8 protein-coding genes are annotated in these 11,470 nt (G+C 71.2%); 1 reads left to right on the top strand and 7 read right to left on the bottom strand.

Annotation, left to right across the window (positions count from 1 at the left end; translation table 11 throughout):
• Positions 1 to 20: 20 nt before the first annotated feature.
• The gene (lspA, locus tag ACFFBG_RS02110) at positions 21 to 572 is read right to left on the bottom strand and encodes a signal peptidase II (RefSeq protein WP_375475120.1); all 552 of its coding nucleotides are present in this window, start codon (positions 570 to 572) and stop codon (positions 21 to 23) included.
• A 460-nt stretch (positions 573 to 1,032) separates the two neighbouring features.
• Positions 1,033 to 2,037, bottom strand: a complete 1,005-nt coding sequence (locus ACFFBG_RS02105; RefSeq protein WP_375475118.1) for a TraR/DksA family transcriptional regulator — start codon at positions 2,035 to 2,037, stop codon at positions 1,033 to 1,035.
• A gap of 376 nt (positions 2,038 to 2,413) precedes the next feature.
• On the opposite strand from ACFFBG_RS02105, the gene ileS reads away from it, so the two are divergent.
• Positions 2,414 to 5,575, top strand: coding sequence for an isoleucine--tRNA ligase (gene ileS / locus ACFFBG_RS02100; protein ID WP_375475116.1), 3,162 nt, complete (start codon positions 2,414 to 2,416; stop codon positions 5,573 to 5,575).
• A gap of 128 nt (positions 5,576 to 5,703) precedes the next feature.
• Here the strand turns inward: ileS and ACFFBG_RS02095 are convergent, their stop codons facing one another.
• The 5 genes from ACFFBG_RS02095 to ACFFBG_RS02075 form a co-directional block, all read right to left on the bottom strand.
• Positions 5,704 to 8,538, bottom strand: coding sequence for a hypothetical protein (locus ACFFBG_RS02095; protein WP_375475113.1), 2,835 nt, complete (start codon positions 8,536 to 8,538; stop codon positions 5,704 to 5,706).
• A 95-nt stretch (positions 8,539 to 8,633) separates the two neighbouring features.
• Positions 8,634 to 9,545 carry a DivIVA domain-containing protein gene (locus ACFFBG_RS02090; protein ID WP_375475111.1) on the bottom strand — a complete coding sequence of 304 codons (912 nt, stop codon included), beginning with the start codon at positions 9,543 to 9,545 and terminating at the stop codon, positions 8,634 to 8,636.
• A 119-nt stretch (positions 9,546 to 9,664) separates the two neighbouring features.
• Positions 9,665 to 9,952, bottom strand: a complete 288-nt coding sequence (locus ACFFBG_RS02085) for a YggT family protein (protein WP_375475109.1) — start codon at positions 9,950 to 9,952, stop codon at positions 9,665 to 9,667.
• A gap of 160 nt (positions 9,953 to 10,112) precedes the next feature.
• Positions 10,113 to 10,667, bottom strand: a complete 555-nt coding sequence (locus tag ACFFBG_RS02080; protein WP_375475107.1) for a cell division protein SepF — start codon at positions 10,665 to 10,667, stop codon at positions 10,113 to 10,115.
• Between the two features lie 41 nt (positions 10,668 to 10,708).
• The gene (locus ACFFBG_RS02075; RefSeq protein ID WP_375475105.1) at positions 10,709 to 11,440 is read right to left on the bottom strand and encodes a YggS family pyridoxal phosphate-dependent enzyme; all 732 of its coding nucleotides are present in this window, start codon (positions 11,438 to 11,440) and stop codon (positions 10,709 to 10,711) included.
• Positions 11,441 to 11,470 lie beyond the last annotated feature (30 nt).

Here is an 11,470-nt window from a genome sequence, read left to right as displayed (position 1 = left end):
CGGGTGTCACTCACGGTGTGTCACTCATGGCGCGCGCGGGTCCGGCCGCCGTCGATGTCGATGCCGGCGATCGCGATCAGCGCGGCGAGAATCGCGCCGCAGACGATCGCGGAGTCGGCGAGGTTGAAGATCGGCCAGCGCTTGTCGTACGGGCCGAACACGCTGATCCAGTCGACGACGTGCCCGCGGCCGACGCCCGGGGCGCGGAACAGCCGGTCGACGAGGTTGCCGAGCGCGCCGCCCAGCACCAGCCCGAGCGCGACCGCCCAGCTGCGCGAGCGCATGCGGCGCGCGGTGCGGACGATGAAAACGACGACGGCGAGCGCAACCGCGGTGAGGATCACCGTGAACCCGGCCCCGAGGCTGAAAGCGGCGCCGGAGTTGCGGGCCTGGTTCAGGTACAGCGCCCCGCCGATCAGCCGGAGCGGCTGGTGGGTTTCCGGCAGATTCGCCACGACGAGCAGCTTGGAGACGATGTCCAGGGCCAGCACGGCGACCGCGACGACGACGAACAGGGCGATGCGCCGCGCCTTGGGCGGCGCGGTGGCCGTGCTGCCCGGGGGCGCCTGCATGTCGTCGGACGTCACACGGCCGCCAGGGGGATCACCCGGCCATTGTCCCGCACTCTGCGAGCGACCGCGCATGCCCGGCTATCGGGACGACGGCGTCCAGCGCTGCGCAGCGGCGGTGGTGCGTCGGGCGTCCCGGTAGGCGACGCGCGCGGAGCGCGACGCGCGCGGTGCGCAGCCGTGACGACGTGACGTGCTCGCCGCGGCGAGCATGGCTGACAACCTCGACTGCCGCGAGATGTCGACGGCGCCGGGGGCCCCTGCAGCCGACGAGCAAGTTCGGCGACGCCGAGCGGCTGAGTGCGCACGTCTCAATCCTGCTCGCTTGAGTCGACACCAGCCGCGACCCAGCGGCCCTGCGCTTGATCTGTCGACCTGCTCCCGGGGCACCTGTTGGTTCTAGACCTGTGTTACATCGGTAACACATGCGCGGGAGGGTAGTACGGCGTAGCGGCTCTCCCGATTAGCGGCGCTCTTCGCGTTGCTTGCAGGCGACGTCCAAGGTGGCCGCCGGAAACGCCCTGAGCCGCGCCTTGGGAATGGGCTTGCCGCAGTTTTCGCAGTAGCCATAGGTGCCGCCGTCGATGCGTTCGACCGCGCGCTCGATCTGGCTCATCAGGTCGAAGCGGTTGGCCGCGATCGACTGCTCCTGCTCGCGCTCGAAGGTCTTGCTGCCGGCATCGGCCTGGTCGTCACCTGCGCCATCCGTACTCGACCGCTGGAGGTTGTCGAGATCGCGCATGGAGATCTCGTAGGCGCCGCGCATCTCGGTGAGCTCGTCGACGAGCTGCCCGCGGATCTCGGCCAGCTCGGCCTTGCTCCACTCCGAGCCCGTGGGCGCCTCGACAGCGGCTGCCGGCTTCTGCGGCGGCAACTTTTTCGTGGCGATGGCCGCGATTGGATCCTTGATCGGGTCGGGCGCGGCACGGTTGGCCGAGGGCGCCGCCGTCTTCGCCGACGCGGCTTTCTTCGCCGGCGCGGGCGCCGCCTTCTTGACGGCGGCCTTCTTCGCCGGCGTCGCCTTCGTCGCGGCGGCCTTCTTCACCGGCGCGGCCTTCTTGGCGACCGCCTTCTTGACCGGCGCGGCCTTCTTGGCGGCCGCCTTCCTCACCGGCGTCGCCTTCGTCGCGGCGGCCTTCTTGACCGGCGCGGCCTTCTTGGCGGCCGCCTTCTTGACGACCGTCTTCTTCACCGGCGCCGCCTTTTTGGCGACCGCCTTCTTGGCGGGGGCCGGCCGCTCCGCTGGACGTTTCGCGGCGGCGCGTTTCACTGCCGGGGTCCCAGCCGCGGCAGCGGACGGCCGCCGACCGCTGGCGCCGATTTGCCGCAACGCCCGACTGATCCGTCCGACGGCAGCCATCGGCGCACCCCTCTCGTCGCCGACACGCTGCGGGCACTGAAAATGTAGCCGCCATCCGCGTCTGCAAAGGCGGCCAATATATGGGGCAATCACCGCGCTCGCCAGCACGCCGCAGCCATCGAGGCCCGCACCGATGCGAAAAGTCGGGCAATCCGGCCGGCCCGACAGCTACGATAAGCGCCGTAGGACAGCTGTAGAACGACGCGACGACGAGGACAAGTAGCGGCGGCGATCTGGCCGAAGCGACCCGGGGACGGTGTGAGCCCGGGGTCGGAACCGCCCGCGAAATCACCTCCGAGCACCGGAAGAACGGGCCGCGGCCATCGCGACCCCAGTAGAACCGGGCACAACGAAGCGGGCGCGCCGATCCGGCGCGCCAACGAGGGTGGTACCGCGGTGCCGCTTTCGCACCGGCCGCGAGCCGGGCGACAGCGCGTCGTCCCTCGAGTTCCGCATGACGACGAACTCGAAGGAGCACCGCCCGATGGCCACCGAACCAGCGACGGAACCAGCCGCCGAACCAGCCGCCGACGCGACCCAGCATTACCGCCCGCTGCCGCCGCACGTCGACCTGCCGAAGCTCGAGCACGAGGTCATCACGCGGTGGAACGACGCCGACGTCTTCCAGCGCAGCCTGGACGCAACCGCGCACGGGCCGGCCTGGACGTTCTACGAGGGACCGCCGACCGCTAACGGGATGCCCGGCACGCATCACGTCGAGGCGCGGGTGTTCAAGGACGTCTTCCCCCGCTGGCGCACTATGCAGGGCTATCACGTGGCCCGGCAGGCCGGCTGGGACTGCCACGGCCTGCCGGTCGAGCTCGCCGTCGAGAAGGAATTGGGCTTCACCGGCAAACCGGACATCGAGGCCTACGGCATCGCCGAGTTCAACGCGCGGTGCCGGGAGAACGTGCAACGCCACGTAGACGCGTTCCTCGCGATGAGCGAGCGGATGGGCTACTGGGCCGACTACGAGCACGCCTACTGGACGATGACGCCGGACTACGTCGAGTCGGTGTGGTGGGCGCTGAAGACAATCTTCGACAAGGGCCTGCTGGTCGAGGATCATCGCGTCACGCCGTACTGCCCGCGCTGCGGCACCGGGCTCTCCGACCACGAGGTCGCCCAGGGGTACGAGGACATCACCGACCCCTCGGTGTATTTCCGGCTGCCGGTGCTCGACGGGCCGCTCGCCGACCTCGGCGCCGAGCTGCTCGTCTGGACGACCCAGCCTTGGACGATCTACGTCAACACCGCGGTCGCCGTGCACCCGGACGTCGAATACGTCGCCGCGCGGATGCCCGACGGCTCGGTGCTGGTGGTGGCCGAGCCGCTGATGTCGACGGTGCTCGGCGAGAGCGCCGACGTCGTCGCGCGGTTCGCCGGCGCCGACCTCGAGCGCACCCGCTACCAGCGCCCGTACGAGCTGGCCGGCATCGACGGCGCGCACTACATCGCGCTGGCCGAGTACGTCACCGTCGACTCCGGCACCGGGCTGGTCGGCCAGTCCCCCGCCTTCGGCGCCGAGGACCTCGGCACCGCCCGCCGGTACGGCTTGCCGGTGGTCAACCCGGTCGGCCGCGACGGGCACTTCGAACCCGACCTGCCGCTGGTTGGCGGGCTCTTCTTCAAGGACGCGGACGAGCCGGTGATGGCCGACCTGCGCGCCCGCGGCCAGCTCTACCGGCATGTGCCGTTCGAACACGCGTATCCGCACTGCTGGCGCTGCCACACGCCGCTCATGTACTACGCGCTGCCGGCCTGGTACATCCGCACCACCGAGATCAAGGATCAGCTGCTCGCGCAGAACGAGGCGACGAACTGGTATCCGGCGACGATCAAGCACGGCCGCTACGGCGACTGGTTGACCAACAACATCGACTGGTCGCTGTCCCGCGACCGGTTCTGGGGCACCCCGTTGCCGATCTGGCGTAACGACGCCGAACCATCCCGGATGGTGTGCGTCGGGTCGCTGGCCGAGCTGGCGCAGCTGTCCGGCGTCGACCTCGACGACCCGCACCGGCCGTTTGTCGACGACGTCAGCTTCACGGTGCCGGGCGAGGAGGGCACGTATCGCCGGGTGCCGCAGGTGATCGACGCGTGGTTCGACTCCGGCGCGATGCCCTTCGCCCAGTTCGGCGCGCCCTATCGCAACGCAGAGCAGGCGAAGGCCGCGTACCCGGCTGACTTCATCTGCGAGGCGATCGACCAGACCCGCGGCTGGTTCTACTCGCTGATGGCGGTGGGCACCCTGGCGTTCGGCGAGTCGTCCTATCGCAATGTCGTCTGCCTCGGCCACATCCTCGCCGAGGACGGCCGGAAGATGAGCAAGCATCTCGGCAACATCCTCGAGCCGATCCCGCTGATGGACGAGCACGGCGCCGACGCTTTGCGCTGGTTCATGCTCTGCAGCGGCTCGCCGTGGTCCTCGCGCCGCGTCGGGCACAAGGTGCTCGACGAGATCGCGTCCAAGGTCATCCGCACGTACTGGTCGGTCGCGTCCTTCCAGTCGCTCTACGCGCGAGCCAACGGGTGGGCGCCCGGCGCGGGCAACGAGGGCGCGCAGCGGTCGGTGCTGGACCGATGGGCGTTGTCGGAGGTCAATCGCGTGGCGGCGGACGTGCAGGCGGCGCTGGAGGATTTCGACACCGCCCGCGCGGGCCGCGCGCTCGCCGGCTACATCGACGACCTGTCGAACTGGTACGTCCGCCGCTCGCGGCGGCGCTTCTGGGACGGCGACCCGGCGGCGTTGAGCACGCTGCACGAGTGCCTTGACGTGCTGACCCGGCTGCTGGCGCCCTTTGTGCCGTTCGTGACCGAGCAGGTGTGGGACGCGCTATTCACGGCGACCGGATCGGTCGACTCGGTGCACCTCGCGTCCTGGCCGGGCGGCGACGTCTCGGTCGTGGACGAGACGTTGGCCGAGCAGGTCGACCTCGTGCGACGGCTGGTCGAGCTCGGGCGCTCGGCGCGCGCGGACTCGAAGATGAAGACGCGTCAGCCGCTGCGCCAGGCGCTGATCTCGGCGCCGGGCTGGTCTGCGCTGCCGGACGGTCTGCGGGAGCAGGTGCGCGACGAGCTGAACGTGGTCGAGTTGGCGACGCTCGCGTCGGCCGGCGAGGTGATCGCGGCGCACGCCAAGCCGAACTTCCGGGCGTTGGGCCGCCGGTTCGGCAGCGCGACCAAGGATTGGGCGGCGAAGATCGCCGCGTTCGACGCCGACGCGATCTCGGCGAGCTTTTCGGTCGGCAGCCCCGTCGTCATCGACGGCGCGGAGTTCGGGCCGGACGAGATCATCGTCTCCGACGCGCCAGTGTCCGGCTGGGCAGTGGCCCGCTCCGGCACGGACACCGTTGCCCTGGATCTCGAGCTGACGCATGAGCTGCGGCTGGCCGGGGTGCTGCGCGAGATCGTGCGCCTGGTGCAGGAAGCCCGCAAGAACGCCGGACTCGACGTCAGCGATCGGATCGAGCTGTGGTGGCGGGTAGGCGGCTCGCCCACCGCCGCCGACGCGATCCGCACGCACGCGGACCAACTGCGCGCCGAAGTGTTGGCCGTGACGCTGACCGAAGGCGCCCCGGAGGGTGAGCTGTTCACTGCCGCCGACGACGAACTAGGGCTGCGGGTGTGGCTGCGCAAGGCCTGAGGTTGCCGCCGCAGGCCGGCGTGGCTGCCGCGGCCCGCCGCCGCGATGATCACGTCTTCCGGTGAGAGGTCCGTTCCGCGGGCGGCTAAGCGACCATTCGACCGGAAAACCTGATCGACGCCTGCGGCCTAGAAGCGATCGGGACGTGAGCAGAGCGAGCAGGGCGCAAACCCCTCGGCGACGGCGTCGTCGTACGCCATCGTCGTCGCGGCTTGGCCTTTGATGATCAGGCAGTCCTGGACGTGGAACCGGGGGCGCCCGTCGAGCACCCACACCTGGCGGGTGTCGGTCGTCGTGCCGGCCGAGCCCGCGTTGCCCACCGCCGCTGACACGGGCTCGGGCTCGGGTTCGGGTTCTGGCTCGGGTTCCGGCTCTGGCTCTGGCTCGGGCTCCGGCTTGGGCTCCGGTTCCGGTTCCGGCTCGGGTTCCGGTTCTGGCTCCGGCTCCGGTTCTGGCTCGGGTTCCGGTTCTGGCTCCGGCTCCGGCTCCGGCTCCGGCTCCGGTTCTGGCTCTGGCTCTGGCTCTGGCTCTGGCTCTGGCTCGGGCTCGGGCTCGGGTTCCGGCTCTGGCTCCGGCTCTGGCACGGGTTCCGGCTCTGGCTCTGGCTCTGGCTGGGGCTTGGGCGCGGGCTGGGGCGCGTGCTGCGGCTCGGGCTCGGGCTGCGGCACGCTCTGAACCACCGGAACACTCTGAATTACCGGGACGCTCTGGGCGGCCGGGGCTGGCACCGGCGCGGGAGCGCCGACTGGCTCGCCGACGGCGAACGCGGCGGCCGGCTTGCACACCGGGCACGGCGCGAACCCGTCCTCGACGGCCTGGTCGTAGGGCACCGACACGTTGTCGAGGCCGGCAAGGGCGGCACAGCCGGCGAGGTGGTAGTCCGGGAATCCGTCTGCCACCCACACGATGCGCTCGTCGGTCGTGTCCGGGCCGCCGGCCGGCGGCGCCCCGGGCCCTTGTGGCGCCTCGTCGCGGGCCGGCGCCTCGGCGGCTTCAGGCTGGCAGACCGCGCAGGGTGTGAAGCCGTCCTCGACCGCTTGATCATGCGGCACCGGTTCGGCGGCCAAGCCGGTCAGGGTGCGACACGTCTCGCGGTGGTAGTCCGGGAACCCGTCCACCACCCAGACATCCAGCTCGACCGCGGGTTGGGTTTGCGACGGCGGCTGCCCGGAGGCGGTTGCCAGGCCGTTGTCCGGCCGGCAGACGGCGCACACCGTGAACTCGTCCTCGACTGCCTGGTCGTAGGGGATCTGCTCGGCCGGCAGGTCGGCGATGAGCCGGCAGCTTTCCCGATGGAAGTCTGGCAACCCGTCGACGACCCACACCTCACGCAAACGCTCGCCGGCGCCCACATCGTCGCGGGCCGCGGCCGGCGGCGCTGGCCGGGCCTGCTGGGCCGGCGGTTCGGCGGACTCGGGCGCGCACACCGGACACGCGCTGAAGCCGTCCTCCGCGGCTTGCCCGTGCGGGATCGGCTCGGCGTCGAGGCCGACGATCTCCCGGCAGTCCGCGCGGTGGAAGTCCGGGAACCCGTCGACAACCCAGACCTCCGCCTCCCCTGGCGGGAGGGCGTCGGGCGCGCTTGGCGACGGCGGGGCGCTTGCCGCGCCGGCGGTGTCCGGCTCGCACACCGGGCACGCCTGGAAGCCGTCTTCGACCGCCTGCTCGTAGGGCACCGGCTCGGAGCCGAGCCCGTTCAGCTGTACACAGCCGGCGAGGTGGTATTCGGGATAGCCGTCGGCGACCCACACCTCGGCCGGCGCCGCGACGCCCGCGGACGCGGCGGCGGCGACCGGCTCGACGATAGGCTCCTCGACCGCCGGCAGCACGGTGGTCTGCTCGGCGGCCGCAGCGGCGGTTGGCACGGCCAACTCCGGCGCGGTGACCGTCGAGGGGACCGGCGCGGTCTCCGGCGCCGCTGCCGGGCCGCTCCAGTCCGGGTCGCAGGCGGCGCACGCGACGAAGCCGTCGTCGACCGCCTGGCTCGACGGGATCGCTTCGGCGGCGAAGCCGCTGATCCGCCCGCACGTCTGCCGGTGGTATTCGGGGCGCCCGTCGACGACCCAGACCTCACCGAGCGCGCCGGCCGCGGCCACGGACGACGCGCCGCCGTTCGAGGCGCGGCTCGTCGAGGCGCCGGCCGAGGCCTCGGCCGCGGCGAAGACGGCATTGGGATTGCAGACCACACAGGGCTGGAAGCCGTCCTCGACCGCCTGCTCGTAGGGCACCGCCTCGGACTGCAGCCCAACCAGCGCGCCGCACTGTTCGACGTGGTATTCGGGATAGCCGTCGGCAACCCACACCTGCTGACGTGCGCCGACGGCGGGCCGGCAGGTGGCGCACGGCTGGAAACCGTCCTCGACCGCCTGGCCGCGCGGAATCGCCACTGAGGCGGCGCCGGCCACGGTGGGACACCCGCCGAGGTGGTACTCGGGACGACCGTCCACCACCAACACCTCGCCTGGCGCCAGGGCGCTGTCCCGGCCGGCCGGTGCGCCGGGTTGCTGCGCGGGCCGGCCGTCGCTGCCACCGCCCGGCGAATCGCCTCCGGATCGTCGGCCGGACCGCCGACCGCTGAACCGGCCGCCGCCGCTCTGCCGCGCGGACGCGGCCGGCCCCGAGCCGACGCCGGCGAGCGCGGGCTCGCCAGGCCTGCTCGCCGCGGCAGCCGGCGACGACGTCGAGTCAGCGCCACCCGAATCCGACCCAGCCGAATCTGACCAGGCCGCGTCCGACCTCGCGGGCTCGGACTTCGCGGGCTCGGACTTCGCGGGCTCGGACTTGGCGGGCTCGGACTTCGCCGCGGGTTCGCCGCCGCTGCCCTGCCGGCGCACGAGGATGAACAGCGCGATCGCGGCAAGCACGCTCGACGCCAGCGAAATGATCAACCAGACCGAGCTGCTCAACACCAATCCGAGCACGAGGCTCACGACGGCGAGCAGCAACAGGCCGATCAGCACCATCGAGTCACTCCCAGCACGAGCCGACGTGGGTCACCGTTCAGCGCCAGGCATCGGGTCAACACGGGTCGTCGCGAGAACCTGATTGGCGTGCCGGCTCAGCCCTGCTGGGCGTCGGCGTATTCGCTGGGCGAACTGGCCGGTTCCGCCGCCTTGCCGCTCGCGTCGAGATCGCGCAGCTGCGACTCGAGGTAGCTCTTGAGCCGGGTGCGGTACTCGCGCTCGAACGTGCGCAGCTCCTCGACCCGCCGCTCGAGCGCGGCCTTGCGCTGCTCGAACTGCGCGGTGATCGTGGCGGCGCGCTGCTCAGCGTCCTGCACGGTCTGAGTGGCGCGCGCGGAGCTCTCGTCGTGCAGCTGCTTCGCCCGGTTCTCGGCTTCGGCGACCTGCCGGCTCGACTTGTCGTTGGCCTCCGCGAGGGTCGCCGACGCGTTCGCCTGCGCCTCCTTGACGAGCCGCTCGGCCTCGGCCTTGGACTGCGCCAGGTGCTGGTCGGCGGTCTGCTGCGCGAGCGCGAGCATCTGCACCGCCTGCGTGTGGTGCTCGGCGGCCGTGGCGGATCCGTCGCGCTGCGGCTGCGGAGATGCGGCGGCCGCCTGCTGGGCATCGGCGAGGTTGCGCTGCGCTTGCTGCAGCTGCTGACGGCTTTCGTTGAGCTGCTGTTCGGTCTGGGCGAGCTGCTGCTGCAGCTGAACGACCTGCTGCTGCGCGCCGTTCTTGCCCTGGTTGAGCGCTCGCTCCAGCTCGCCGACGCGGTTCTGCAGCCGACCGTTCTCAGCACGCAGCCCGTTGAGCTCTGCGGTGTTGTCCGGCGCCTCGCGCACCGGCGCGGCCGGCTGGCCGCCACCGCCGCCGTTGGCGCGCAGGTCGTTGTTCTCCTCGATCAGACGCGCGAGCTCGACCTCGACGATGTCGAGGAAGGCGTCGACCTCTTCCTCGTCGTAGCCCCGCTTGCCGATCGGTGGTTTCTTGAAGGCGACGTTGTGGACTTCAGCTGGTGTCAACGGCATTCGGTCACCTCATGGTTCGTCGCGTGCCGGCGCGCCGGCGTCGTGGTTCGAAACGTGCATCGTCGTGCTGGTCGTTCGTGCTGGTCGATCCTATGGCTGACCGATCATATGGATGGGGACTAACTGAGCGTCAGGGCCACCTGGCGCAGTGCGATGAGCACGATCAGCAGGATGATGACGCTCAAGTCGAGGCTTACAGTACCCAGGTGCAGCGGCGGCACCAATCGCCGCAAGAGACGGATCGGCGGATCCGTCACCACGTAGACGAGCTCGAGCCCGATGGCCGCGCTGCCCGCCGGCCGCCACTTGCGCGCGAACTGCCGCGTCCAGTCGATCACCAGACGCGCCAGGATCAGCAGGATGTACACGTATAGGGCATAGCCGACGACGCCCCAGACCAGCGTCATCGCGAATCCCTCCTACCCGAGCCGTCGGCTTGTCCGACCAGCACTGCCGACGAGCCCCGCCCCGGCAACGTTCGTCGGGTACAACGGGCCGGCGTGCGCAAGAGTGCCGTCACTACGCGCGCCAATTGTGGCAGGCCGCCGACGCGCGGTGGCCGGGTCGTCAGGACTGGTTGAAGAAGCCGTTCTCGATCCGCGCCTTGTCCTGGGCCGTGACGCTCACGTTGTGCGGGCTGAGCAGGAAGACCTTGGCCGTCACCCGCTCGATGCGCCCGTGCAGGCCGAAGGTGAGTCCGGCGGCGAAATCGACCAACCGCTTGGCGTCGGCGTCGTCCATGTCCGAAAGGTTCATGATCACCGGCGTGTTCTTGCGGAACTGCTCGCCGATGGTGCGCGCCTCGTTGTAGGTGCGCGGATGCAGAGCTGTGATCTGATAGGTCGGCTGCGGGGGCAGGTCGTCGACGTAGGTCGCCTGGCTGCCGCCGCTGTACGCCGCCTCGCCATAGCCGTGGTCGCCGCGCCCGTTGGCCGGGTACTCGCGGCTGTAGCTCGCAAGCTCCCCGCGCGACTCGCGCGGCGGACGGGACTCGCGTTCGGCGTACTCCTCGCGCCGCGACGGAGGGCGTTCGGCTGGCTGCCCGTAGCCGTCGGCCTCGGCGTACTCGTCGTCCTCGACGAGGCCGAGGTAGACGCCCATGCGGTGCATCGCTCCGGGCATTGCTCCTCCAGTACTTCGGGCTTGAGAACCTGCTGGGGACGCTAGCTGAAAGAAGGGCTTCGACGTCCGAGCAACGCCGTACCGACGCGTACGTGTGTCGCGCCGTTGGCGATGGCCGCCTCGAGGTCGGCGCTCATGCCTGCCGAGAGCGCGTCGGCGCCGGGGTGCCGCGCGCGCACGGCGGCGGCGAGCTCGGCCAGCCGGCCGAACTCGGCATCGGCTGCAGTGCCCATCGGCGGCACCGCCATCAGTCCGCGCAGCCGCAGTTGGGTTCGCTGGGCCACCGCGTCCACGAGCGCGTCCAGGTCGGCGACCGGCGCCCCGCCACGCGCCGGGTCGCCGTCCAGGCTGACCTGCGCGAAGACCTCGAGCGGCTCGCGACCTTCGCGCTCGACGGCCTCGGCGAGGGCGTGCACGAGCCGGAGCCGGTCCACCGAGTGGACGGCGTGCGCATAGGCGACGACGCTGCGCGCCTTGTTGGTCTGCAACCGGCCGACCAGGTGCCAGCGAAGATCAGCCGGCGGATCCGTCTGCCTGCCGAGTTCGGCGATCTTGGACCGCGCTTCCTGGTCCTTGCTCTCGCCCACGTCGAGCACGCCGAGCCGGGCGAGCGCGACGACGTCGGTGACCGGATAAGTCTTGGTCACCGCGACGAGCGTCACCCCGCGGGGGTCGCGACCAGCCGCCGCGCACGCCGCCGCGATGCGCGCGCGGACCGCGCCGAGGGCGGAGACGATCTGCGCTTCCCGGGTGCCGGGGTCGTTCGCGGGCACAGCCGGCCCCGAGCCGGACGACGCGTCGCC

The organism is uncultured Jatrophihabitans sp., assembly GCF_964251945.1.
Taxonomy (GTDB): domain Bacteria; phylum Actinomycetota; class Actinomycetes; order Mycobacteriales; family Jatrophihabitantaceae; genus Jatrophihabitans.
Note: the sequence above shows the minus strand (reverse complement) of the source record. Positions and strands in the feature narration are given on the sequence as shown.

What these genes read in the sequence shown, in the direction of transcription:
- ACFFBG_RS02085 (WP_375475109.1), bottom strand. Translation starts at nt 9,952, where the DNA reads ATGACGCTGGTCTGGGGCGTCGTCGGCTATGCCCTATACGTGTACATC.
- lspA (WP_375475120.1), bottom strand. Translation starts at nt 572, where the DNA reads ATGCAGGCGCCCCCGGGCAGCACGGCCACCGCGCCGCCCAAGGCGCGG.
- ileS (WP_375475116.1), top strand. Translation starts at nt 2,414, where the DNA reads ATGGCCACCGAACCAGCGACGGAACCAGCCGCCGAACCAGCCGCCGAC.
- ACFFBG_RS02095 (WP_375475113.1), bottom strand. Translation starts at nt 8,538, where the DNA reads ATGGTGCTGATCGGCCTGTTGCTGCTCGCCGTCGTGAGCCTCGTGCTC.
- ACFFBG_RS02090 (WP_375475111.1), bottom strand. Translation starts at nt 9,545, where the DNA reads ATGCCGTTGACACCAGCTGAAGTCCACAACGTCGCCTTCAAGAAACCA.
- ACFFBG_RS02080 (WP_375475107.1), bottom strand. Translation starts at nt 10,667, where the DNA reads ATGCCCGGAGCGATGCACCGCATGGGCGTCTACCTCGGCCTCGTCGAG.